At 56.6% G+C, this 24,254-nt stretch carries 23 protein-coding genes; 9 read left to right on the top strand and 14 right to left on the bottom strand.

Annotated features, from left to right (window positions below; translation table 11 throughout):
• Positions 1-131 precede the first annotated feature (131 nt).
• Positions 132-422 carry a hypothetical protein gene (locus AAC076_RS08530; RefSeq protein ID WP_339844444.1) on the top strand — a complete coding sequence of 97 codons (291 nt, stop codon included), beginning with the start codon at positions 132-134 and terminating at the stop codon, positions 420-422.
• Positions 423-485: 63 nt separating this feature from the next.
• Here the strand turns inward: AAC076_RS08530 and AAC076_RS08525 are convergent, their stop codons facing one another.
• Positions 486-1,139, bottom strand: a complete 654-nt coding sequence (locus AAC076_RS08525; protein ID WP_339844441.1) for a DsbA family oxidoreductase — start codon at positions 1,137-1,139, stop codon at positions 486-488.
• 282 nt (positions 1,140-1,421) lie between these two features.
• Here AAC076_RS08525 and AAC076_RS08520 point away from each other — a divergent pair, with 282 nt between their 5' ends.
• The gene (locus AAC076_RS08520) at positions 1,422-1,937 is read left to right on the top strand and encodes a DNA-deoxyinosine glycosylase (RefSeq protein WP_339844439.1); all 516 of its coding nucleotides are present in this window, start codon (positions 1,422-1,424) and stop codon (positions 1,935-1,937) included.
• A 23-nt stretch (positions 1,938-1,960) separates the two neighbouring features.
• On the opposite strand, the gene AAC076_RS08515 is transcribed toward AAC076_RS08520, so the two are convergent.
• The gene (locus AAC076_RS08515) at positions 1,961-2,137 is read right to left on the bottom strand and encodes a DUF6435 family protein (RefSeq protein WP_339844436.1); all 177 of its coding nucleotides are present in this window, start codon (positions 2,135-2,137) and stop codon (positions 1,961-1,963) included.
• Positions 2,138-2,291: 154 nt separating this feature from the next.
• On the opposite strand from AAC076_RS08515, the gene AAC076_RS08510 reads away from it, so the two are divergent.
• Complete coding sequence (locus AAC076_RS08510) at positions 2,292-2,651, top strand: hypothetical protein (protein WP_339844434.1); 360 nt, start codon at positions 2,292-2,294, stop codon at positions 2,649-2,651.
• A 133-nt stretch (positions 2,652-2,784) separates the two neighbouring features.
• Positions 2,785-3,198 (top strand): PaaI family thioesterase, encoded by a 414-nt coding sequence (locus AAC076_RS08505; RefSeq protein ID WP_339844432.1) that lies wholly within the window; start codon positions 2,785-2,787, stop codon positions 3,196-3,198.
• A gap of 17 nt (positions 3,199-3,215) precedes the next feature.
• On the opposite strand, the gene AAC076_RS08500 is transcribed toward AAC076_RS08505, so the two are convergent.
• Complete coding sequence (locus tag AAC076_RS08500) at positions 3,216-4,202, bottom strand: sterol desaturase family protein (RefSeq protein ID WP_339844429.1); 987 nt, start codon at positions 4,200-4,202, stop codon at positions 3,216-3,218.
• A 117-nt stretch (positions 4,203-4,319) separates the two neighbouring features.
• On the opposite strand from AAC076_RS08500, the gene AAC076_RS08495 reads away from it, so the two are divergent.
• Both AAC076_RS08495 and AAC076_RS08490 read left to right on the top strand, forming a co-directional pair.
• The gene (locus AAC076_RS08495; RefSeq protein WP_339844427.1) at positions 4,320-5,330 is read left to right on the top strand and encodes an AraC family transcriptional regulator ligand-binding domain-containing protein; all 1,011 of its coding nucleotides are present in this window, start codon (positions 4,320-4,322) and stop codon (positions 5,328-5,330) included.
• A gap of 291 nt (positions 5,331-5,621) precedes the next feature.
• On the top strand, positions 5,622-6,896 hold the full coding sequence (locus tag AAC076_RS08490; protein ID WP_339844424.1) for an MHYT domain-containing protein: 1,275 nt from the start codon (positions 5,622-5,624) through the stop codon (positions 6,894-6,896).
• Here the strand turns inward: AAC076_RS08490 and AAC076_RS08485 are convergent.
• Together AAC076_RS08485 and AAC076_RS08480 are read right to left on the bottom strand one after the other, a co-directional pair.
• Positions 6,872-7,564 carry a pseudouridine synthase gene (locus tag AAC076_RS08485; RefSeq protein WP_339844422.1) on the bottom strand — a complete coding sequence of 231 codons (693 nt, stop codon included), beginning with the start codon at positions 7,562-7,564 and terminating at the stop codon, positions 6,872-6,874. The genes AAC076_RS08490 and AAC076_RS08485 overlap by 25 nt on opposite strands.
• 66 nt (positions 7,565-7,630) lie before the next feature.
• Positions 7,631-8,215, bottom strand: coding sequence for a glycine zipper domain-containing protein (locus AAC076_RS08480; protein WP_339844420.1), 585 nt, complete (start codon positions 8,213-8,215; stop codon positions 7,631-7,633).
• 542 nt (positions 8,216-8,757) lie between these two features.
• On the opposite strand from AAC076_RS08480, the gene thpD reads away from it, so the two are divergent.
• The gene (gene thpD / locus AAC076_RS08475) at positions 8,758-9,717 is read left to right on the top strand and encodes an ectoine hydroxylase (RefSeq protein ID WP_339844418.1); all 960 of its coding nucleotides are present in this window, start codon (positions 8,758-8,760) and stop codon (positions 9,715-9,717) included.
• 66 nt (positions 9,718-9,783) lie between these two features.
• Here thpD and AAC076_RS08470 read toward each other — a convergent pair whose 3' ends face one another.
• Positions 9,784-11,673 carry an acetyl-CoA hydrolase/transferase C-terminal domain-containing protein gene (locus tag AAC076_RS08470; RefSeq protein ID WP_339844415.1) on the bottom strand — a complete coding sequence of 630 codons (1,890 nt, stop codon included), beginning with the start codon at positions 11,671-11,673 and terminating at the stop codon, positions 9,784-9,786.
• Positions 11,674-11,737: 64 nt separating this feature from the next.
• The gene (locus tag AAC076_RS08465; RefSeq protein WP_339844413.1) at positions 11,738-12,754 is read right to left on the bottom strand and encodes a hypothetical protein; all 1,017 of its coding nucleotides are present in this window, start codon (positions 12,752-12,754) and stop codon (positions 11,738-11,740) included.
• 111 nt (positions 12,755-12,865) lie between these two features.
• On the opposite strand from AAC076_RS08465, the gene AAC076_RS08460 reads away from it, so the two are divergent.
• Positions 12,866-14,302, top strand: coding sequence for an MFS transporter (locus AAC076_RS08460; protein WP_339844411.1), 1,437 nt, complete (start codon positions 12,866-12,868; stop codon positions 14,300-14,302).
• A 155-nt stretch (positions 14,303-14,457) separates the two neighbouring features.
• Complete coding sequence (locus AAC076_RS08455; RefSeq protein ID WP_339844409.1) at positions 14,458-14,874, top strand: DUF2784 domain-containing protein; 417 nt, start codon at positions 14,458-14,460, stop codon at positions 14,872-14,874.
• Between the two features lie 17 nt (positions 14,875-14,891).
• On the opposite strand, the gene AAC076_RS08450 is transcribed toward AAC076_RS08455, so the two are convergent.
• The 7 genes from AAC076_RS08450 to AAC076_RS08420 form a co-directional block, all read right to left on the bottom strand.
• Positions 14,892-16,073: an acetyl-CoA C-acetyltransferase gene (locus AAC076_RS08450; protein WP_339844407.1), complete on the bottom strand. Its 1,182-nt coding sequence runs from the start codon at positions 16,071-16,073 to the stop codon at positions 14,892-14,894.
• A gap of 73 nt (positions 16,074-16,146) precedes the next feature.
• Positions 16,147-18,087, bottom strand: coding sequence for an acetate--CoA ligase (gene acs / locus AAC076_RS08445; RefSeq protein ID WP_339844405.1), 1,941 nt, complete (start codon positions 18,085-18,087; stop codon positions 16,147-16,149).
• 169 nt (positions 18,088-18,256) lie between these two features.
• On the bottom strand, positions 18,257-19,108 hold the full coding sequence (gene panC, locus AAC076_RS08440; protein ID WP_339844403.1) for a pantoate--beta-alanine ligase: 852 nt from the start codon (positions 19,106-19,108) through the stop codon (positions 18,257-18,259).
• A 5-nt stretch (positions 19,109-19,113) separates the two neighbouring features.
• The gene (gene panB, locus AAC076_RS08435) at positions 19,114-19,908 is read right to left on the bottom strand and encodes a 3-methyl-2-oxobutanoate hydroxymethyltransferase (protein ID WP_339844401.1); all 795 of its coding nucleotides are present in this window, start codon (positions 19,906-19,908) and stop codon (positions 19,114-19,116) included.
• A 175-nt stretch (positions 19,909-20,083) separates the two neighbouring features.
• Positions 20,084-20,587, bottom strand: coding sequence for a 2-amino-4-hydroxy-6-hydroxymethyldihydropteridine diphosphokinase (gene folK / locus AAC076_RS08430; protein WP_339844399.1), 504 nt, complete (start codon positions 20,585-20,587; stop codon positions 20,084-20,086).
• Entirely contained in the window at positions 20,584-21,963 is a 1,380-nt protein-coding gene (locus AAC076_RS08425) for a polynucleotide adenylyltransferase PcnB (RefSeq protein WP_339844396.1), read from the bottom strand. The genes folK and AAC076_RS08425 overlap by 4 nt, the downstream gene beginning before the upstream one ends.
• A gap of 824 nt (positions 21,964-22,787) precedes the next feature.
• Entirely contained in the window at positions 22,788-24,224 is a 1,437-nt protein-coding gene (locus AAC076_RS08420; protein ID WP_339844394.1) for a sigma-54 dependent transcriptional regulator, read from the bottom strand.
• Positions 24,225-24,254: the final 30 nt, after the last annotated feature.

Here is a 24,254-nt window from a genome sequence, read left to right as displayed (position 1 = left end):
ATTGTTGCTGTGCGAATTGATGAAACCTTACTCCAAGTGTAGCCTTCTATAAGGCAGCTTGGTTATCAAGAAGACTGGCCAGTTGATTTTCGCAGGATGCGGGTAGAGTTCACCCAATGAGGTCAAAGCAGATGCGCAATCAATCCGTTGCAGCCCACGTGCCAGCTGGCTCGGAAACCAATATACCGGGTCTAGAAACCCTGACAGGCATTGAGCTGCATGTGCCCGCGCCCGTGGATGGGATTGAAGTAGTCGAGTTGCTTGACCGCCAGCAGCGCAAATTGAACGAATTGCGCAGTCACATCGATGATCTGCTCGACGATGGCTGGGTCATAGCGCAGCGCAATCCCTTGACACTCCAGCGCAATGCACGTGTTTGCTATGTGCTCCACGGGATGTTGATCAGCGATCATCTGAACTGAGTTTCAGTGTTACCCGTCAATGTATTCACGTGTTCCCTGAGCGATTCTCCTGGGCAGGTTTCGTCAGGCGTCTGCCCCTCGACTGGCAACCTCTCGAAAGGCGTTCACCAACGTTTCAGGCTCCTGTGCTCCAGAAATCAAGTGTCGCTTGTTGATGATGAAGGCAGGCACGGCTGATACACCAGACTGTTGGTAAAGCGCCTCATCGGCCCGCACGGCCCCATCAAACGCATCAGAATCAAGCACGGCTTTAGCCTCTGCACCATTCAGGCCTATGGACTCTGCGCAACCTATGAGTACCTGGGTATCGGAGATGTTCGCGGCATGGCCAAAATAGGCGTCAAACAAGGCCATTTTCATGTCCGTCTGGCGATTCTGTTCTCCAGCCCACTTCACAAGGCGGTGGGCATCGAAAGTGTTGTGGGTATATCTTTCCTGCATCTTGCTGAAGTTGAGCTCCAGGCCCTGGGCTATTTCCATCATGTTGCGTTGGGCGGCTTCCATTTCTTCTATGCTGCGACCGTACTTGCGGCTCAGAGCCTGCAGGATGGGCTCGCCATCGGAGGCCTTGTCCGGATTAAGCTCGAAGGCGTGCCACTCCACCTCAAATGCCAGCTCGCCCTCCATGCTATTCATCGCCTGCTCCAGCCGGGCGTAACCGATCGCGCACCACGGGCATGCGATGTCGGAAACGATGTCTATGTGCAGGGTTTTCATCAACTACTCCTGTTATGACTTGATCTATTGCTGGTCAGACTACACGCTATCCTATGTTCCAGCCTAGTAGCTGACGGTCTGCAATGGCGTGCGCCTGTATCTCTCACACCTGCATACATGCTGTCCGCAAGAGCTTTTCGGGCGCTGACGTGGGACTCAGGACAATCTGGAGAATTGTATGACCAACAATGTCCCAGTCTGCGGGGCATCTGCTATCCGCCTTCTGTTTATCGGTGTCGAGTTACCCCGAGTCACGTGTTTGAGCCTGAGGTTTCTGGAGCGATGACGCTGGTACACAGTTTCGCTCCGATAGCTGATTCGCGTGCAACCCGCTTGATATTGGGCTCCATGCCGGGCAAGGCGTCACTGGCCGCGAGCCAGTACTACGCGCACCCACAAAATCGTTTCTGGCCAATAATAGAGGCGGTTCTGGGGGTGTCAGCTAGCCTTTCATACGAGGAGCGCTGTTTGGCACTCAGGAGCAGGGGCGTAGCAGTGTGGGATGTACTGAAGATGTGCACGCGCACCAGCAGCCTTGATTCGGACATTGTCGAGTCCTCGATCGTAGCCAATGATTTTGCCGAATTCTTCCTGGCGCATCCTGGCATTGAGCGGATCTATTTCAACGGCGCAAAGGCGCAGTCTGTGTTCCAGCGCCATGTAGTGCCTGCTCTCACCGCGTTTTGGGCAGAGATACCGCAGGTCAGGTTACCGTCGACCAGCCCGGCCAATGCGTCCATTCCTCGGCAAATCAAGCTGGCCCAGTGGCAGCAGCTGAATGGGAACTGTCCTGGGTAAAGGTCAATAGCATTTAAGTAACATCAGCGTCCTGCTTTTTCCAGTGGCTCAAGCTGGCGCCACAGGGCATCCGCTTCCTGGGTCAGCGTTGAGTACGTACGGATATCGCCATTGCGCTGGGCTGTCATCGCTGCCTCCAGTTTTGCGTTGTATTCCTTGCGCAATTTTTTTGCCGGGTCTGATTTGAACAAGCCGAACATGGTATCGGTCCCTCTGGTTGAAGGCGCCTGAAAGGAAATCGGATCGGCGCCGTTGAGCTGATAGCTTAAGGGAACCTCGCGGCAAATAACGCTGGCATGTGTTACAAATTAACTGTGCGCGTATCTACGCGTGCTCCCTTCTGAGGATGGAAATATGTACACGCGTAGCCTTCTTGCAGTCGTTTTGCTGGGAGTTGCAGGTTGCACCCAAGCGGGACTCACAAGCCTAGACGGAGAGGTCGGGATATACCTGGATTCGGGTTCGACCCAATGCCAGGACGATGGCTTGAGTCTTGAAGAGATGCGCCAGTTACTGATTGACGTCGAGATCCCCTTCTCGGATGCCAGCTGCGGTACGGATGGCAACATCTACACGGCAATGTGTGGCTCGCCGGACGGCAGTATCGGTATGTTCCAGATCGCCCCGGAGCATCTGCAGCAGGCGCGCGCATTGGGTTTCGAAGCCTTGGCCAAGGTGCCCAGCGCCTCACGAGTCGATTGCGCGCAAAGGTGACCCGGCTAAAGCGAATCATTGTTGCGCTATAGCAGCCAGCCTGACGGCTTGATCTGCCAGTAGGGTGGCCAGACCTGGCGCGTGCGGCGGACTCTGTGCATGCTGTCGTCCGGGATCAAGGACGGAGTAACGCATGACCAGCAAGCCGACTACCGAAGAGCTCAATGCATTTTTCCGCAGTGAATTCCCCCAGGCGAAAGTATCGGTTGAAGCGCTGGGTGATGGTTCAGCCACGGTTAGACACAGCGTGGGTGTTGCTGAACTCCGACCCGGCGGGACAGTCGCCGGGCCAGTGATGATGGCGACTGCCGACGTCGCCCTCTATGCCGCAATCCTCGGCAGCATCGGCATCGTTCCGCTGGCTGTGACCACTAATTTGAACATCAATTTCCTGCGCAAGCCTGCTGCGGGGAGGGATATCCTGGGTGTATGTACCTTGCTCAAGGTAGGCAGGACCTTGGCGATCGGCGAGGTTTCACTCTACTCAGATGGCTCCGATGAGCCGGTCGCCCATGCCACGGGAACCTACGCGATTCCCCGCAGCTGATAGCGAGTGGGGCAGATTCAGTCCGGATGTGACTGTCTTGTAGGCGAAGATGGCTCTTGTTTGGCCGATGCGGGCTTATCGGTACTCCCGTCACGCTCCCAATCTGGGGGCATCCAAAGGTGCTTCAGCCGCTGGATCAGGGGACCGCTGCGGGCCATGTCCCGGAACATATCCCGGTACTCATGCAGCCAGCTCATCAACAGCCCGTTACCGCCAATGGGTCGGGTGATGCCGTATTCAATCGGCTGGTCCGCTCGCTCTATGGCGAAGGTGCCGAACAGCCGGTCGAAGATGATAAACACACCAGCGTAGTTGGTATCGATATAAGCAGGGTTGCGTCCGTGGTGAACCCGATGATGGTTGGGCGTGTTGAACAGGTATTCGACGGCCGGATGCAGTCGGCCGACCAGAGTAGTGTGAATAAAAAATTGGTAGACCAGCGACAGGGCGTAACACACCCCGATCCAGACCGGATTGAACCCCAGCATCGCCAGGGGTACGTAGAACAGCCAGCCGCCGTTGAAGATGTTGGTGGCATTCTGGCGCATCGCGGTGGAGAAGTTCATGCGTTCGGAGGAGTGGTGCGTCACATGCGCTGCCCATAACCATCGCACCCTGTGGGATGAGCGGTGCATCCAGTAAAAGCAGAAGTCGGTCAGCACCCAGAGCAGCAAAGCGGTCAGGGGCGTCAGGGAGATGTCCCAGAGCCGATGGTGATAGGCCAGCGCATAGACGGGGAAGGCGATCAGTCCGGCGAACAGCAGTTCGGTGGTCTGATAGCCCGCGCCGAGCATGAAGTTGCGCACCGATTCCTTGCCATCCACCAGTCTAGGGTCATGGCGGATCTTGAAATATTCCCAGGCAAATACGCCGATGAAGACCGGTGTTGCCAGCATGAAGACCAACTGACGCTCATCCATGGCCAGCCAGTTCGGCATGATATTGATCAGACTAGCCAGACCACTATCGAGATACACGCTGTTGAAGGCGGAAGCCCAGTTCATGGGGGTATCCATCTGAGAGTGAGAGTTGACTTGTAGTCTGCTACGCCTGCGGCTGTAAAAATTGACTTTTTATGCCATGATTTTGACTCAGTACGCCAAACAGGATGCAAATTGATCATGACTCCGTTGCGCGTTACCGGGGCCTGGGTCCAACTGCTGGCGGACTGGCTGGATCATCAGCGACTACCCGCGCCGGGCGTGCGGGCGCTGCTCGGCAGTCGGCGGCCGGCGGATACAGTGCCTATAACTCTTTGGACAGAGTTACTCGAGCAGGCATTGCAAATGCGGCCCGAGCTTACAGCGCCGGCATTGGCTGTAGGTGCCCTGGTCGAGCCGCGTCATCTTGGGGTGCTGGGCTATTTGATTCTGTCTAGTTCTACTCTGGGCGAGGCCATGCAAGCCTATAGCCGCTATGAGCGTCTGTTCTACGGTGCCGATCTGGCAAGCGTTGAGGTAGAAAGCTCAAATGTTCGCTTGTGCTGGCCGGCCTCAGCTTCCACGGGAAAACTCGCCGATACGGTTGCCATTGCAGCCTTGGTAGCCTTTCAACGTCGCTTGCTGGGTAACCTCTTTGTTCTTGAATCTGTCAGCTTTGCCTTTGCGCCGCCTGATCAACCGCAGGAACGGCAGGCTTACGATGCGTTTTTCGCCTGTGAGGTGCACTTTTCAGCGGCTGAAACGGCGGTTGTTTTACCCCTTGAAAGTCTCGCTAGGCCCCTGCCCGGCAGCGACCCTGATCTACGCGCTTTGCTGGATGGTCAGGCTCAGGCCTTGCTGCGCGCAGCACCAGATACGGGTGAGATAGACCGTGCGGTACAACAGGCACTGATTCGCTGCCTGCCAGAGGGGCGGGTAACCCTGGCGCGCATCGCCGTTCAGTTGCATCTGTCTGTTCGCAGCTTGCAGCGTCGCCTGGCTGAAAGGGAAATCTGCTGGCGGCAATTGCTCGACCAGACCCGTGAGCAGTTGGCCAGCGAGTATTTGGCCGATGCATCATTGAGTGCCACGGATATAGCCTTTCTGCTGGGCTTTTCGGAGCAAAGTGCGTTCAACAGAGCCTTTCGACGCTGGACCGGCAGCAGCCCCGAACGCTATCGGAGGCGACTTGCTTCTGTACAGGAAATGTAAGGAGTTGTTAGGGCGTAGTAAAGTTTCCAGGGGTTGTAAATTGGCCTTTCAGGGATAAAGCGGCAGCTTGAAAATCCATTGAAGCCCTTTAATTTGAGTGTTTTGAGCAATTATCAGAGCGCTGTTCCAGCTGTATCCGGAGCCAAAAAGCATTTCAATAGTAAGATTATTGACGTCAAATAGTTATACAAAAGGTAAGCATAGTAATAAATATGTACAGGCTTATGGTACAAAAGCGTTCGATTTCGGATGGGCCAATCGCAAACCCCCATCTACCAAGGAGCTTTTCCCATGAACGGTCATTACGATCCAGGTCTTGTTTTGTTGTCTTACCTGGTCGCCATTCTGGCGTCCTACAGTGCGCTTCATTTTGGCTCTCAGTTGTCTTCGTCCAGCCGCGCGAAAGGTAGATTCTGGTTGGCGCTGGGGGCTTTGACGATGGGCACCGGTGTCTGGACCATGCATTTCGTTGGTATGCGCGCGCACATCACGCCTGTGGAGATGACCTACGATCTGGGTATCACTGTGCTTTCATGGCTGGCTGCGGTCCTCGCTTCAGCTATCGCCCTGTTCATCATCAGCCTGCAAAGCGTTCGAGTACTGCATGTGGTTGTCAGCAGCCTGGTCATGGGTGGTGGTATATCGACAATGCACTATGCAGGCATGGCTGCGATCAACCTGACGCCGGCGCCCACTTACGACATGCTTCTGTTGGTATTGTCGGTTGTGATTGCCATAGCAGCATCGGCAGCAGCGATGGTCATCTGCCGCGCATTAAAAGGGGCAACCGGTCGCAATGCCACGAAGTTGCAGGGTGGTGCCTCGTTGGTTATGGGGGCGGCGATTTGTGGCATGCACTATACCGGTATGATGGCGGTGCGCTTTCCCGCCGATGCCATGCCACATCCGGGGAATCAATTGTCGGGCGGATGGTTAGGCCTACCACTGGCCCTGACGATCAGTGTGTTAATTGCCTTGGCGGTGATGTCTGCAATCGCGGATATGCGCCTGCGTAAACTGGAGCAGAAACAAGCCCTCGAGCAGGAAGAGAAGCTGAAGCAAATGGCCTTCTTTGATACGGCCACCGGGCTGCCTAACCGCGCAGCTTTTGATAAGGAGGTCTTTGACCTGATCATCCGCTGTGAGGGTGGCAAGGCAACATTTGGCCTGGTATTTCTGTCCATCTCCAACTTTCGCTCGATAGAAAAGCAATTGGGTGAGACGTCGCTCCACAGTCTTGCCCGAGGACTGAAGCAGCTTGTTGGGAATAATGTTTTTATCGCGCGTTATGCCTCTGGCGGATTCATGTTGCTGCTGGATCAACAGCAGTTGTCCGCCAGCGGTACGCTGATCAAGCGCCTTCAGCAACTACCGCAGACACTCGCTAACAGTGCGGTTGATATTCAGTGGCGAGCGGGCTCAAGTCGCTTCCCGACTGATGCCAGCTCGAGTCGCATGCTGATCAAGATAGCCATGCAAACCACGGACATGAGTAGTTTTGTGCAGATGCGCACGGGCAATGATGCAGGTATCTTCACTGCTCAGACCGAAGCTACTTCAGCCTGAGTCAGCGAGCGATACTCCCCTGCCTCGAGAATGGGGTCCAGTAAAATGGACCCCATGCTCACTCTGTGTAATGCCGTTACGCGATTGCCTACAGCGTGGAACATGCGTTTGATCTGATGATAGCGTCCCTCATAAATCGTGACCTGCGCTTCACATCTGTCCAGCCTTTGCAGTTGGGCGGGTGAGGTTGTCAGCCCTTCGAAAGCGAAGTGAATACCTTCTGCAAAGCGTGCTGCGTCTTCATCACGAATGGGTTCTGCGGTCCTTACATGATAAACCTTGGGCGTCTTGATTTGCGGCTCAGTCACACGCCGTGACCAAAGCCCATCATTGGTCAACAACAATAGACCGGAGCTGCTACGGTCGAGACGCCCGCCTATGTGTACCTGCTCGCATAACTCAGGCTCAAGTAAATCAAGCACAGTTGGGTGGGTGTGATCAGATGTGGCGCTCAGGTATCCCACCGGCTTATGCAGCATCAGATACAGGGATGCATAACCGTTGCGCAGAGGCTGTTCGTCGATGCTTACTGCGGCGAAGCGATCCACCGTTGCCTGGGTATCGCGCACTATGTGACCGTTAACCTGTACACGGCCGGATGCGATCAGCTGACGTGCTGACCTGTGGCTATATTGTGGGTAGTTGCTGATAAGGCGATCGAGTCTCATGCGAGCATTATACGGTTACCCCCGCATTCTGACTCGTCTTCGCGAGTTACTCTCGAACCCTGTTTTTCAGGGCTGATCCTCTGGCAACAACTTGACGGCCTCACGGGGATCAAAATCAACCCATTCGCCATCGGTAAGTTCGCCCTGGGCTTCTTCGAGCCCGGCAGCTTGATGTTTGCGCAGGACGTTAATGGCCACGCTGCGATTATCAGCCGTTACCTTGACCGCAACATGCACGCCTGATTCGCGCTCAGTCAGCTGTTCCTCTTTGAGCGGAGTCTCGTCCGCCATTTCATCAACTTCGGATTCCTTGTCAGTCTCTTTCATGGCGCCGACAAGTGATCCTGTGTAGGCACCAATGCCGCCACCCACTACTGCGCCAACCGGACCCACCACTGGCGCTGCAGCCAGGCCAATGGCTGCTCCTGCGGCTGCCCCTACACCTCCGCCCAGGACGGCGCCCCGACCGGACTTTTCTGCTCCCGGTGAGGCCGGTTCGTCTCCGCCTATGGGGTACATATCATGCTGGCCGTGCGGGTTGACGTAGAAAAGCGAAATCTGTTCCGGCGCGAAGCCGGTATCCTGCAAGGAAGCGGATACCTTTTCGGCAGCCTCCTGTGTCTCGAAACGTCCTGCGATGATTGTACTCATGGGTTCTCCTTTCACCTTCACGGGTGCTTTCCTGGAAAGCCAGCCTTGCACACCGTTCTGTGCAGCTCATCTGATGTGGACTGCACGTTTGTATTAAATATAGACGATTAAAATCGTGAAACGGTTCCCTCAGGTTATCGGTGGTCTTGTCGGTGAGCAGCAAAGACCTTGCGAGGGCAGGGTCGACGTCTTTGATATGCCTATGCCAGAGGGTTCGAGCGAGCACGGAGAACGGGTGCGCAGATCACGGAAGGAAAATGGTAAAAACTTTTTTCAGTTTCTTCAGTCGCATGCCGTACGGCACGGTTCAGTTGAATACACCCATGTCGTTCTGGCCGGCGAAGCTTCTTACGTACTTGGCTTCTGCAGTCTGGTCAGCTCAAGCGGATGACAGGACTACCCAGTTTCTTGACGGGTAAAAGAGCGAGATGTTGTCACCATGTAGCTGATATGCAGAATGTGCAGGGAATCTCCAGAGGGCCGGCCCAGATCCGTGCCATGACAATGATAGATAACCTTAGGAGGTTACCCGCGTGAACAGCATGACCAAACCACTAGATTTATACCCCTCCCGCCTGAAAGAAGCCCAGCCGATGGTGCCCCGTCGTGACCCGGTAGTGCACTCACGTAACCAGCACCGCTGGCACGGCCCCCTGGATGAGGTTGCCTTGTCGCGTTATGAACGCGATGGGTTCCTCTGGTTTGAAGGCTTCTTTTCCGAAGAAAGCATGCAGCCTTTCTTCCAGGAGTTGAAGGATATGGCCGCTGACCCGGAATTGATGAAATCCGAACAGGTCATATCTGATCCTGCCAGCGGTGCCATTCGCTCGGTATTCGGCATGCACGAGTTGTCTGAAAAATTCAGCAGACTAACGCGTGATCCGCGACTGTTGGGCATGGTGCGTCAGTTGCTCGGTAGCGAGGTCTATATTCACCAGTCGCGTATCAACGACAAGTTCGGTTTTCAGGGTAGCGGCTTCGACTGGCATTCCGATTTCGAGACCTGGCACGCTGAAGACGGTATGCCACGCATGCGAGCGGTTTCTGCGTCATTGATGCTGACCGATAACAACGAGTTCAATGGGCCGCTGATGATTATTCCAGGCTCGCACCATCACTTTGTTCCCTGTGTGGGTGAAACTGCGGATGACAACTGGCAGAACTCACTGAAATCCCAGAAAACCGGTGTGCCAAGCCAGGAAGTACTGGCCCAGCTCGCTGATCGTGGTGGGATCCAGTCACCCAAGGGTCCGGCAGGTTCGTTACTGTTGTTCGAATCCAATGTGCTTCATGCATCCAACGGCAATATGTCCCCTTGGCCGCGTTCCAATCTTTTCTTCGTTTACAACAGCCTGGAGAACACGCTGAAGGAGCCCTATGCTGCACCGCGACCTCGTCCGGAGTTTCTGGGTGCTCGCAGCAATACCGATCCGCTCGCAATCTACGACGAGTATCCGGAGCTGGCTGGACAGGGTGCCACGCCGTTGCAGCGTTATGGCTAGCAGGTACAGCCGCGACCGTATTGGTTCGATACATGCTCGGATCTTCAGGCGGTCGCGCCGCCCGTTTTAACCACCGACCGAAGTCTGGTCAGCTTCCAGCGTACCCAGCAGAAGCGCTCGATAAACTCTTTCTTTGAGGCCATAGGGGCGGTCAAGTCGCATACGCTCAAGGCATGCTTGTGCGATTGGCCCCGGCTTGCACTTCAGGCCTCGGATAATCAGGGGCAGCAAAGCCGAAATGTTGCCTGCCAGTGGTGAAAGCTTGGACAAGGCTATGGCTAAATGCTCCTCTTGTTCGGAAAGACCGCTGCCCAAGGGAAAGCTGGGCAGGTCACCGGCCTTTTTGGCGAATCGCAATGCCTGCTCGACTCGCTCTGGCGTATTGTTGCGAGAGGCGGCTTTGATTTGGTAATCGGCAGGCAGCTTCCCGGCTTTCTGGGCCTGTTGGAGCAGTTGTGGTTGGAACGCCGAGTCGGTTATTTCCAGCAGGGCACCGATGACCTGTGCATCAGTCTTGCCCCGCAGATCTGCCGCGCCATATTCGGTGACGACAATGTCGCGCAGATGACGCGGTATGGTGGTGTGCGGGTATTCCCACACAATATTCGACTGCCGCTTGCCCTTACGGGTGCGCGTACTGGGCAGCGTGATGATTGAACGAGCGTCCGCGAGTGCAAACGCCTGGGCGATGAAGTTGTACTGGCCACCCACGCCGCTGACAACCTGATAATCCGCGAGTCCATCAGATACCACTGCGCCACTCAGCGTCACCATCATCGCACTGTTGACGAATCGCGCTGCAGTGCGTGCCTTGCGTTTTCCCTGTTCGTCGCCGTAGAGCTCATTGGTAAAGGACACAGGCATCATCGCAATCTTGTTGCGTGTTTCGGCGGGCATGGAAATCAACCGCTGATAAAAGGTCGGGCTACCTACAAAAAAGCCGGCATGCACTACGGCGCCGTCCACCTCGCGGGTCATGATGCCCGCGGTAATCAGCTCGAGAAAACCCTCTACCAGCATCTCGGTCACGCCGTACAAACCTTTGTTGAACGGCTGTCTGCGTTCTTTGCTATGAGCAGATCTATCCTGATCGAGCTGGTCGAGTAGCTCGCCGAAGAGCGCGCTATTGCAGTGGCGCAGTATCAGGCTATGGGTAATGGCGTCGCCGATGGAACCGATGCCGATCTGCAAACTGCCCCCATCTTCGATCAGGTTGCCCACCTCCAGCCCAATGGCGTAATCGGTGAGCGACGCCGGTTTATTGGGCGGCATGAACAACCCGAATTCACTCTCGGGAGCCTGCAGGATCATATCGAAATCGCTGGCCGGCCGATCAGCAGCGCCTCCCATGTAGGGGAGTGAGGAGTTGATCTGTCCGACGCTGAGTATGGATAGATCACCGGTCCGGCGAAGGTCGAGCAGGTCCGCACTGATATCCGGATTAGAGCTGAGGCTAAAACGATTTCCGGTTTGCTCGGGGTCAGAGCTCTGGGGGGTGACGAGCTGCAGAATCAGGTTGACCCCGGAGTTGATCAGCTCGTCCAGTGCGTGCGTATAGTTGATCGAAGCATAGTATTGCTGCGCCATGGGTACGCCCAACCACTGGCCGGATTGGAAGAAAAAGTCCTTGAAGCTGACATTGTCCGGCAGTTCGCCGGAGCGCACGGCCTGGGCGTATTCGAGTGCCGGGTAATCGTCGAAAAGGCGGGCGGACACCGGTTCCAGAAAACGTTTTTCCAGTTCGCTTCCCGCTCGCGGCCTCTCCAGTGTCAGTGCTGTAAGAATGCTCAGGGATATAGTCGGGTCTGCGCAGGCGCGGCGGTAAAGTGCATTGATCAGGTGGTTGGCCTTGCCCAGGCCCAGGGGTAGACCGAGAACGATGCGGGTGCCCAGCCGCTCCAGAATGGCGTCAACCAGTGCGTCGCAGTCGTCGAAATAGCGGGGGGTATCGGACATCGATCTTCTCACAGCCAGCGAAGCGTTCAGTATAGCGGCGTTGGTGCGAGTTACGAGCTGGGGCTCAGCGAATGAAGTTGACGTAATGCCGGTGAGGGTTGGGCCCGCGCCAAATAAAACCCTCGAAGTAATAGTGCAGAAAAGACACGGTCAGGATAGCGATACTGATAACCGGATAGTGTTGATGGCTGGTCAGTACAAAGGCTATGGCTATAGAGAGGGTGGGTAATAGCAACAGGGGAGGCACGCTGGCAAACCCTGTGAGCCGGTAGAGGATGTTGACCGGCCCTTGCCGATTGCGATTGCGGTCGTGGGTGATGTAGACCGTGTAAGCGGTAAGGTCGTGAATAACCCTCGGGATCAGAATGACGAAAAGTGTATAACCAATATGGTTGATCAACAGTGCGGACAGGATCAGCGCCACATTGCTCCACAGATACCAGACGCCGATGCGGTGACGCGAGGTGGGTGCCAGTCGCCAGGCAAGGATGAGCTGCGCGGCACACAGCAGCGCCGCAACCCAGGTAAACAACTGGTAGATGTCCACAACGAGGCCGCCCACGCTGAAGGCCATATTGGATAGGTAATGCTGACCATACACGTTGATGTAGATCGCAAAGCCGGCAAGAATCGAGGTCCATTTCCAATATCGGAAGGTCCGGCTCGGTGCTACGCCCATCATCATGAGGGTCAGCCCGAGCTGTTGAGCCAATACATGGTAGATGGTGTAAAACGCCAACAACACGAACAACAAATTATAACTGATAGGCTGCGGCCCAAAATGGCCCGCGCTGGTAATGCCCGCGAATATCACCAGGGGCCAGAACAGCGTGCGCCGGTAAAAACTGAGGTATTCGCGGTCTGCCATGGTCAGCAAACTGGCGATGATGTGCGGCAGTCCGAAGATCACTGTCCAGAATGGCCACTGCTCGGGTCTGTCAGGAAGATACTGGTGAATGGCCTGCCCGTCGAGCAACACAATATCCAGAAAAATGGCCAGCAGGCACACAGGTATCAGCGCATATAGCCCTAATAGCCAACGGCAGTCGATACTGTGTGCTGGTTGCTCTGATGTGGCCATGTTGTTATATGATCCTGGTCGACCGACGGGCAGTTGAGCACAAAGTTTGACAGGCGGGCACCACCCGAATGGGCGGTTTGGCACTCACTATCCAATAACAAGAAGAAACCTATGCACCAACGCACAGTTCTGCCGGCCAGAACGAAGTTCGCCTATGGTATCGGCCAGGTTGCCGAGACAATCAAGGGCACAGGATTCGATATATTCCTGTTTTTCTATTTCACCCAGGTACTGGGCCTGTCGGGCACGCTTGCTGGTGTTGCCGTTATGATCGCATTGGTTTTCGATGCCGTAACCGATCCCCTGGCCGGTTACGTCTCGGACCACTGGCGCTCACGTTATGGCCGGCGGCACCCGTTTATGGTAGTAGCAGCGCTGCCGCTTGCAGCCGCCTGGTTCGCATTGTTCATGCCCCCCGAATCCCTGTCGCAGATGGGTCTGTTCTTCTGGCTGACGGGATTTGCAATTCTTGTACGCGGCGCCATGACGCTCTACTACGTGCCTTATCTGGCGCTTGGCGCAGAGCTGACCAGCGACTACCAGGAGCGCACGTCAGTGGCGGCTTGGCGGGGTGTCTGTGGGGTGCTGGCCGCGGCCCTGGTGGCGGTCGCTGGGCTGTCGCTATTTTTTCCGGACAGTGCCGAATTTGAAAATGGCATGCTGAATCCGCAGGGCTATCCCAAAGTGGCGCTGGCGGGCTCGATCATCATGGCACTGGCCATTCTGTTCTCGGCCTGGGGTACACGGGATCGCATTGCATCCTTGCCGCAGGCATCGACGAGTCTGGCACGAACACCGGTACGCGAGGATATTGCTGCTGCCTGGAGCAATACCTCATTTCGTTCGCTTTTCCTGGGCACCATGCTGGTGGCGATATCAATCGGTATCGTGCAAACCCTGAACATGCACCTCAACGTCTACTTCTGGCAGCTGTCGAGCTCCTCGATTGCCTTTCTGGCGGTGGGTGTGCTGGTTGGCTGGCCTGTCGGGATCATGCTTGCGGCACCGCTGCATAAACGCTTCGATAAAAAACGCACGATCATCGCTGCGGCTCTGATTGGGCCGGTAGCGGGCAACATTGCAGTGGTCTCCCGTCTGGCCGGGGTTTTCCCGGAACAGGGGAGCGTACTTTTTGTACCCCTGATATTTTGCGTACTGTTTGCATCAGGAGTAGCGGCTGGCCTGGCAATGATCTCAGGGGCATCAATGATGGCCGACGTAACCCAGGAACATCAATTCCGTACTGGTCGCAGTCAGGAGGGATTTCTGTTCAGCGCTGTCGCCTTTACCGGAAAGCTGGCGGCCGCGGTAGGCTATCTGGTCGCCGGTGTGGGTCTGGATCTGATTGCGTTTCCGGTTCAGGCTGAGCCCAGTCAGGTCAGCCTGGCAGAGGTGACGCGGTTGGCATTGCTGAATCTTTCAGCCTGCCTGTTCGGCTTTGCATCGGTATGCGCCTACTTCTTCTATAACATCGACAGGGCAAGGCAGGAACATACAGCGCGCTCCATTGCCGCGCGCGATGCCGTTTCCTCCCAGGTAGCTCCTTAGGAGCGCGCCTCGTGATGAGGCTTATGGGTGGAGTCAATAACTGCGAAATCTGGAGGGGTTATGCATTGCAACGTCATTCTGGCCGCTCAAATGGCCGTTTCTGTTTGGATCTGGAATTGACTGTATGCGGGCATTGTTAACCGGGGGGGGGAAGGGTGAGCCTTACTGATTCACTGCCCTACCAGATGCTGGCCAATATGGTGCTCGCGCTCCATGTCGGGCTGGTGTTGTTTGTCGTGCTGGGTTTGCTGCTGGTCGTGGTGGGTAATCTGCGTGGCTGGCGCTGGGTGAACAACCTGTGGTTCCGGCTGGCGCATCTGGCCACCATACTCGTGGTGGTCGCCGAGGCCTGGTTGGGCGTGGTCTGCCCGTTGACCTCTCTGGAAATGTGGCTGCGTCGTCAGGGCGGCGCCAGCAGCTACGCTGGCGGCTTTATCGAATACTGGCTGCAAACAATACTGTACTTCGACTTGCCGCCCTGGGTATTCATACTGGCCTACAGTCTTTTTGGCGCCCTGGTGCTGGCCTGTTGCTGGCTTTTTCCACCACGTTTGAAGCGCAACAGGCCTTAATCTGCAGCAATAACCCCTCAGTCGCGTTCGAGTGCCAGCGCAACGCCCTGGCCACCGCCGATACAGAGGGTTGCCAATCCTTTCTTGGCGTCACGGCGCATCATCTCGTGCAACAGGGTTACCAGCACTCGGCAGCCAGAGGCGCCGATCGGGTGGCCCAGGGCGATTGCGCCACCGTTGACGTTGACCTTTTCGGCATCCCACTTGAGCTCGCGTCCGACCGCCAGTGCCTGGGCGGCAAAGGCTTCGTTGGCTTCAATCAGATCCAGATCGGCAATCTGCCAATCGGCTTTTTGCAGGCAACGCTGGGTGGCCGATACCGGGCCGATACCCATGATGGCTGGATCCACGCCGGCGTTGGCGTAGGCGGCAATGCGTGCCAGCACCGGGAGACCCAGTTCCTTGGCCTTGGTTGCGCTCATCAGCAGCACGGCGGCGGCTCCGTCGTTCAGACCTGAAGCGTTCCCGGCGGTGACGCTGCCATCCTTTTGGAAGGCAGGACGCAGTCTGGCCAGGGATTCGGCGGTGGTGCTTGAACGGGGTTGCTCGTCCCGATTTATCTGTACGGGCTCGCCCTTGCGCTGGGGCACGCTTACCGGGGTGATTTCGGTATCGAAGCGGCCTGCTTCCTGGGCTGCGACTGCTTTTTGCTGCGAGCTGGCGGCAAAGGCATCCTGCTCTTCACGGCTGATCTGGTACTTGTTTACCAGGTTCTCGGCGGTGATACCCATGTGGTAATCGTTGAAGGCATCCCAAAGACCGTCATGGATCATGCTATCAATAAGTTTGCCGTGGCCCATGCGCAGGCCGGTTCGTGAGCCTGGCATCAGATGGGGCGAAAGGCTCATGGATTCCTGACCGCCGGCGATGATGACGTCGGCGTCTCCGCAGCGGATGGCCTGTGCGCCAAGATGCAGAGCCTTGAGGCCGGAGCCACAGACCTTGTTGAGGTTGAGTGCGGGAACACTGAAGGGCAGACCGCCATGGATGGCTGCCTGGCGAGCCGGGTTCTGTCCGCAGCCTGCGGTGAGCACCTGGCCCAGAATGACTTCATCGACAATTGCTGGATCAATAGCGGTTTGTTCCAGCAAGGCGCGGATGACTGTTGCCCCCAGTTCATGGGCGGGGATGTTGGCAAACTGGCCGCCAAAGCTGCCGATGGCAGTGCGGGTGGCGGCGACAATCACGACATCTTGCATGAACGATTCCTCTATGCGAATGCTTTAAAGGGCACAAGCATAGAGGGCTCGTCAGGTCAGGACAAGATGTGTCTCATCCGCGATTCAATCGATGCTCGATCAACTCTTCAACTACCGCTGGATCGGCTAGCGTTGAAGTATCGCCCAGGGTATCAAGCTCATCGCAGGCGATCTTGCGCAGAATGCGGCGCATGATCTTGCCTGAGCGGGTCTTCGGCAAGCCGGGGGTCCACTGGATGAAGTCGGGCTTGGCGAATGATCCGACCTGCTCGGCAACAAATGCCTTGAGCTCCTTGATCAGTTCGTCACTGGGGGTAATGCCGCGCATGGGCATGACGTAGGCATAGATGCATTGGCCCTTGATGTCATGGGGGCAACCGACTACAGCCGCTTCAGCAACCGAGTCATGCAGCACCAGGGCGCTCTCCACTTCGGCGGTGCCAATGCGGTGACCGGACACGTTGAGCACGTCGTCCACGCGGCCGGTAATCCAGTAATAACCGTCTTCGTCACGACGGGCACCGTCACCGGTGAAATACACACCCTTGTAGGTGCTGAAGTAGGTATCGACCAGACGTTGGTGATCGCCATAAACGGTGCGGATCTGGCTAGGCCACGACCGCTTGATTACCAGGTTGCCGCTCGCAGCGCCCTCCAGCTCGTTGCCCTCGGGGTCGTACAGGGCTGGCTCGACACCGAAGAAGGGGCGGGTGGCCGAACCGGGCTTGAGATCTGTCGCACCTGGCAGTGGGGTGATCATGATTGCGCCGGTTTCTGTCTGCCACCAGGTGTCCACTATCGGGCAGCGCATTTCGCCGACCACGTGGTAGTACCATTCCCAGGCTTCCGGGTTGATCGGCTCGCCGACGCTGCCAAGCAGGCGCAGGCTTTCCCGTGAGGTACCGGTAACCAGTTCGTTACCCTGGGCCATTAGCGCACGGATCGCGGTGGGCGCGGTATAGAAAATGTTGACCTTGTGCTTGTCGACGATCTGCCAGCAGCGCGACGCATCGGGGTAGGTCGGTACGCCCTCGAACATCAATGTGGTCGCACCATTGCACAGGGGACCATAGACGATGTAGCTGTGGCCGGTGATCCAGCCCACGTCTGCGGTGCACCAGTACACCTCACCCTCGTGGTAGTCGAAGACGTAGTGGTGAGTCATTGCCGAACCAAGCAGGTAGCCGCCCGTAGTGTGCAGCACGCCCTTGGGTTTACCGGTGGAGCCGGAGGTATAGAGAATGAACAGCGGATCCTCGCTGTCCATTGATTCGGCCTCGCAGTCAGTGCTGACTGCGGCGCAAGCCTCGTGGTACCAGACGTCGCGGTTCTCATGCCAGCCGATGTCACCGCCGGTGCGCTTGATGGTAACTACGGTATGCACGCCGGGGCATTCCTGCAGCGCCTTGTCCACATTCTGTTTCAGTGGGACATTTTTACCGCCACGCACGCCCTGGTCTGCGGTGATCACGGCCTGGCAGTCGGAATCGTTGATGCGGTCGCGCAGGGCATCCGGCGAAAAGCCTCCGAAAACCACCGAATGCACTGCGCCGATGCGCGCACAGGCGAGCATGGCATAGGCCGCCTCGGGGATCATCGGCATGTAAAGGCAGACACGTTCGCCTTTTTTCACACCGCGGGCACGCAGGACGTTGGCCAGGCGGCAGACATGTTCGTGCAACTCACGGTAGCTGATATTCAGGGAGTCGGAAGGGTCGTCCCCTTCCCAGATGATCGCTGTCTGATCCCCCCGGGTAGCCAGGTGCCGATCAATGCAGTTGGTGCTGACGTTGAGCTTGCCATCAATGAACCAGGCGGCCTCGCCGTTGTTCATGTCGCTCTCGTGCACCGTGCTCCAGGGCTTGTCCCAGGTCAGAAAACGCTCAGCCTGTTCGGCCCAGAACTGGTCCGGCTGCTCGATCGACTGCTTGTACAGCCGTTTGTAGCCGGCTTCATCGATGTGCGTATTCGAGCGGGCAGCGTCGGATACCTTATGGTTTTCGATCTTGTACATGACTCGGGTCCTCTTGTTATTTTTGCGGCACAGCCGGAAGCATTCTTGCTTCAAGCGTCGGCCATTACCGCAGTCAATTCAACCCTTCTTTGGTCTGATACCAGGCCGTCATGCAGGGTGCGACAGCCGCTTGTCGGGGCGGCTGCGAGAGGGGGGCAAGGGGGGGATGTCAGCTTTGTTGAAACAGCAGGTTGTCTATAAGCCGTGTTTTACCCAGATAGGCCGCGGCCAGAATGACCATGTCCCGGGTTTGAGTGTCGACGGGTTCAAGCGTGACCGCATCACGCAGGTCGAGATAGTCGGCGCGCAAGCCGGCGTCTGCAAGACGCTGGCGTGCGCTCTCAATGAGCTGTGGATAGTCCCGTTCACCAGCCTGTATCGCCGTCGCAGTGTCCTGCAGGGTCTGAAACAGGACAGGGGCTACCTGGCGCTCTTCGGGGCTTAGATATCCGTTACGTGACGATAATGCCAGGCCGTCATCGGCGCGGACCGTCGGCTCCCCCATGACCTGTACGGGCAGGCAAAGGTCGTGGGCCATTTTGCGGATGACAGCCAGTTGCTGAAAATCCTTCTGACCGAATACCGCCAGATCGGGTTGAACAATATTGAGCAGTTTGCATACAACTGTGGCAACACCTTCAAAATGTCCAGGGCGGCTGGCGCCGCACAAGCCCTCGGAGACGACAGGGACACTGATACGGGTATGACCTGTCATGCCTTCGGGATACATTTCTTTCACGTTGGGGGCAAATATCAGATCTGCCCCGGCGTCCAGCAGCTTGCGTTGATCTTCTTCCAGGGTGCGTGGATAGCTGTCCAGATCCTCACCCGCCCCGAACTGCAATGGATTGACAAAGATACTGACGACGACGAAGTCAGTCCGCTGCCGCGCCTTGTCAACCAGGGTGACATGACCGGCATGCAGGTTGCCCATGGTGGGTACCAGACCAATACGCTTGCCATCCAGGCGAGCACGGTTAAGTGCTGCGCGCAGCTGGGCAATGGTATGCAGAGTGTTCATCAGTGTTAAAACTCGTGTTCGGCGGCAGGGAATTCGACGTTCTTTACCGCATCGACATAGGCGCGCAAAGCGGATGGCACATCCTGCTGATCAAGCATGAAGTTCTTCACGAAACGTGGCTGACGGTGACCGCGTGTCAGTCCGAGCATGTCATGTACGACCAATACCTGGCCGTCGGTGCCGCTGCCGGCGCCAATCCCTATCACCGGCACGGAAACAGCTGCGGTTATCGCGTTGGCCAGCGTGCTGGGTACGCATTCGAGCACCAGCATACTGGCGCCTGCTGCTTCGAGGGCCTTGGCGTCGTTCAGGATGGCCTGTGCTTGTTCGTCGGCGCGCCCCTGGACCTTGTAGCCACCAAGCAGGTTCACAGCCTGTGGGGTCAGCCCCAGATGCGCGCATACCGGGACCCCGTTCTGCACCAGCGCCTCGATGATCGGTGCCAGCCAGCCAGCACCTTCAAGCTTGACCATGTGGGCGCCTGCTTGCATCAGTTGAGCGCTGTTGGTCAGTGCCTGGTCCACATTGGGATAAGACATGAAAGGCAGATCCGCCATGATCAGTGCGCTACTGTTGCCCCGTTTTACTGCCTGGGTGTGGTAGGCCATGTCGGCGACGGTGACGGGTAACGTACTGTCGTTCCCCTGCAATACCATCCCCAATGAGTCGCCGACCAGGATCACTTCCACTCCGGCTTCGTTAACCAGTTGGGAGAAGGTGGCGTCATAGGCAGTAAGGCAGGTGATCTTTTCACCAGTCTGCTTGAGCTTGCTCAGCGTTGTCAGAGTTACATTAGGCATGGCTGATTCCATTGGTTCGGCCTCGGCGAGGCGTCGGGCGTTTGGGCTTGGGCCGGATTGTGTCACAGCCTGGGCTCTGTTTGTTCAGGATCCTGACACCATGAATGGCAGTATAGTCCTGAAGCATAGGCGCATGGTGGAGCGCTCTCGGGTGTCTGTTTTCGGGACACATCTTTTACCCTTGTGCGGGCATATCGGCAAGGGCTTCTATGCCGACTGGGGCGCATTTTTTCAAGAGGTGCTGCAAAGGCGTCCCGTCGGGCATGATCAGGTCGGGCTCGAGCTCGGCCAGTGGGTACAGCACAAAGGGACGGGCATGCATATGGTAATGCGGCACACGTAAACGCTCAGTATCTATCTGCTGGCTGGCATACAGAAGAATGTCCAGATCCAGCGAGCGCGGCCCCCAGCGCTCTGCTTTGCGTTGGCGACCCTGGTGCTGCTCTATCTGTTGCAGTTGGTCCAGTAGCGGCAGGGGTTCCAGGCTGGTCTCGATCAGCGCGACGGCGTTGAGATAGTCAGGCTGGTCCTGAGGGCCCATAGGCTTACTCCGGTATAGCCGTGAGCAGCTAAGCAACCGGGTTCCCGGAAGACCGTCCAGCGCCTCGCAGGCGAGCCTCAATTGCATTGCCGGCTCAGACTGGTTGCTGCCAAGTCCGACATAGCAACGCACGCTCATGAGTCGGTCGAAGTCCTGGGTTTACGTTTCTTGCGGCTGCGCGAGCGCTTTGGGCTGGTGCCCTTTTCGTCAAGCTCACTGATCATTTTGCGGCGCTGGTCCGCTGAGGCTTCCTGATAAAGTGTCCACCAATGGCCGAGGCCGTCGGTCTTTTCACCGGCTGTTTCACGCAGCAACAGGAAGTCGTAGGCAGCTCGAAAACGAGGATGCTCGAGTAGTTGATCGGCCCGGCGTCCGCTTCGGCGTTCCAGGCGGGGCTGCATATCCCAGATCTCGCGAAGTGGGACACTGAAGCGCTTGGGAATGGCAATGTGCTGGCATTGCTCGGTCAATAGATCCTGAGCTGCCTGTTGCTGTGCCGGTATGATCGGTATGCCTTGGGCTTCCAGAGCCCGGATGCGTGGCGCCAGAGCGGGCCATAGCAGAGCAGCGAAAAGAAACGCTGGTGTGACGGGCCGGCCCTCGCGAATGCGATCATCGGTGTTGCGCAAGGCCTGGCGGATCAGGGCGAGACAGTATTCCGGGTTAGCCTCGATTGCTTCTTCGGTATCCGGAAACAGAGGCTCGAATAGGTAATAGTAGTGCAGGAGGTCAAAGGTTTTTTCACCTTGCCCGCTCATCAACAGTTTCAGTGATTCATCAAACAGCCGTGCCGGCGGGATATCGAACAGCAGATCGGTCATGTCGGGTATCGGTGCAGCACTGTGCTGCTCAATCTCGAAGTCCAGTTTGGCGGCAAAGCGCACGGCGCGCAGCATGCGGACCGGATCTTCCTGGTACCGTTGCTCGGGATCACCGATCAGCCGTATCAATCCATTGCGAATATCATGCATGCCGTTGGCATAGTCATGGATGTAGCCAGTGCTGACATCGTAGTACAAGGCATTGATGGTGAAGTCGCGTCGCTGGGCGTCCTGTTCGAAGTTGCCATACACGTTGTCCCGCAGCAGGCGGCCGGACTCACTCTGGCGAGACTTGTCGTCGCTCTGGGGGTCCCCGGCGTCATCCTCCGCATGGCTGGCGCGGAAAGTGGCCACCTCGATGATTTCGCGACCGAAGTGTACGTGTACCAGCTTGAATCGCCTGCCGATGAGTCGCGCATTGCGGAACGTGGCCCTTACCTGCTCAGGTGTAGCGCTGGTAGCTACATCGTAATCCTTGGGCGACATGTTAAGCAGGGAGTCGCGGACGCAACCGCCGACGACAAATGCCTGGTAACCCGCCTGTTGCAGCCGTTCCACGACATTGACCGCGTTCTTGCTCAGCCGTTCTCGCCGCAGGTTATGTTGACTGGCGGGAATGACCGACGGCGTAGTGCGCCTGTGGGCCTGGCGGCCAAAGGGCGTTGGCAGTTTCTTCAACAGCTTGCGAATCATAGGTTCAGGCTTTCCACCGGCATTTTTCAACCCGGTTTCAGGGGGCTGTAGTTGCATGAATGTCAGGGATGACGGACAGTTGAGCGGAACGCCGGAATACGTGCGTAGATAAGCTCGGGTCAGCACATGGCCTGACTTGAATTGAGCATTCTAGCCTGAATGGTTCTGAAATTAAATTAAGTGCGGAAATTGGGGTAATAACTGAAGGGGGGGAAGCAGATAAACTCAAGGGGAGTATTCACTCCCCCCAATGGTTTTATTATTCTTGTTTTTATAACAGCAATTTTTCTTCTTAGGCAGAAGCGGCAATGCCGCTATTGTGGTTACCCATCCCGGGTTGCCTAAAACAAACGGATTGCTTTGGAAGCTTATGTCTAAACACGAGGCCCATCATTGGCTCTGGATCGTCATGTTGCTCAGGCAACTTTTATTGTTCTATCCAGACGGACATCCTGTCCGCACGGTAAGTACACATTCTCCAAAAAAATCAGTTTGCTGCGACTCTCACATCTTGTTTTTATTGTGCGTGTAGCCAGATCTTATTCTTATTATGTTTTTTGGTTTTTATTGTTGTTGTGCCAGATATAAAGCATTCGCCGTGCCAACTTTGGTAAATCCATATAAAACAGAGACTTGGGTATTTTTGGTGTTTTTGCTTGAGGCTGATGTGGTGGGTGGCGTTACCTATCAACCCGAACAAGTGTTACGTCTGAACCTGTCGCGGGTAACACTTGTCTGGGTTGGATGTGGGTAACAGGTAACACTTTGATACGCGCCGGGAAAATCTCTAGCTTGAGCCTTCCCCGGGGTTTGTCAGGAGGGAGTCAGGAGCTGGCGGTTTTTTTGCGAGGAATACCGAGTCGTTGCCGTCTTTCCCACAGGCACTTGCGGCTGATTCCCAGCTTGTTGGCCAGTTCGGTTTCGGTCATGCGATCCTGATGTTCGAGAACGAAATGCTGGAAATAGTCTTCCAGCGACAGATCCTCAGTAGGCTCACTGCTGACGCTCTGTTCATGGTTCATGGTTTCCAGAGCACTGGCGGCCTGAGTCGCACGCTCGTGCTCGACATCCAGTTCGATACCCAGCAGTTCGGTAGAGATTTCATCCTCGTCGCACAATATCGCTGCCCGTTCCACCGCATTTTCCAGCTCTCGGACGTTGCCACGCCAGGTATGCAGGCTGATGGCATGTTTGGCTTCTGAGCTGAAATGCAGGCCACTCTGGTTCATGTTTTGCGCGGCACGCGCGAGCAGGGCTTCGGCAATCAACATGATGTCCTCGCCCCTTTCACGCAGGGGCGGGAGCCTGAGTTCGATCACGTTGAGGCGATAATACAAGTCTTCGCGAAAAAGTCCCTGCCGCGCCAGTGTCTTGAGATCCCGGTGGGTCGCTGCGACCAGACGCACATCTACCTTGTGCGATGTCACCGACCCGACCCGGCGGATCTCTCCTTCCTGGAGCACCCGCAGCAGGCGCGCCTGCGCTTCGAGGGGCAGCTCACCGATTTCGTCGAGAAACAATGTGCCACCGTCGGCGGCTTCGACCAGGCCGGTACGCCCGGCTGTAGCCCCGGTGAAAGACCCTTTTTCGTGACCGAACAGCTCGGACTCGATCAGGGTTTCGGGAATTGCGGCGCAGTTGACGGAAATCATCGGCGCTTTGGCTCGCCGCGAGTGTTCGTGTAGCGCCTTGGCAACCAGCTCTTTGCCGGTGCCCGATTCACCCTGAATAAGGACGGTGGAGTCTGTTGGTGCGACCTTGCCGATACGTTTGAACAGGAGCTGCATCGATGGGCTTGAACCAATAATACCCATGGTGGAGTTCTTGGTTTTGGCTGGCTGCTGTGCGGAGGAGGAGCTGGTGATCTCAGCACCTGCAGAAGGCTCTGCATGAGTCGGATGACGTCGCTGCTGGCTGTCCTTGATGATACGAGCAACAGTCTGCAGCATTTCCTCGTGGTCAAACGGCTTGGCAATGTAGTCCACCGCGCCGAGCTTCATCGAGTCGACAGCCGAACGCAGGCTGGCATAGCTGGTCATGATCAGTACGGGCGTATCAGGCGCGCGACGAATCATCTCAGTGCCGGGTTCCCCCGGCAGGCGCAGGTCGCTGATGACCAGGTCAAATGTACCCAGGTCAAACTGATTGACCGCGTCGGCAACTGACCCGGCTTCGCTTACCTTGTACTGATGCCGTTCTAGCAGGCGTCGTAACGCCGAACGGATAATTGCCTCATCTTCTACAACCAAGATATGTGACATAGGTTCCTCGTGCTCGATGCCATGCCTAAT

This window comes from uncultured Halopseudomonas sp., assembly GCF_963977355.1.
Taxonomy (GTDB): Bacteria; Pseudomonadota; Gammaproteobacteria; order Pseudomonadales; family Pseudomonadaceae; genus Halopseudomonas.
This window is presented reverse-complemented; position numbering and strand designations above follow the sequence as displayed.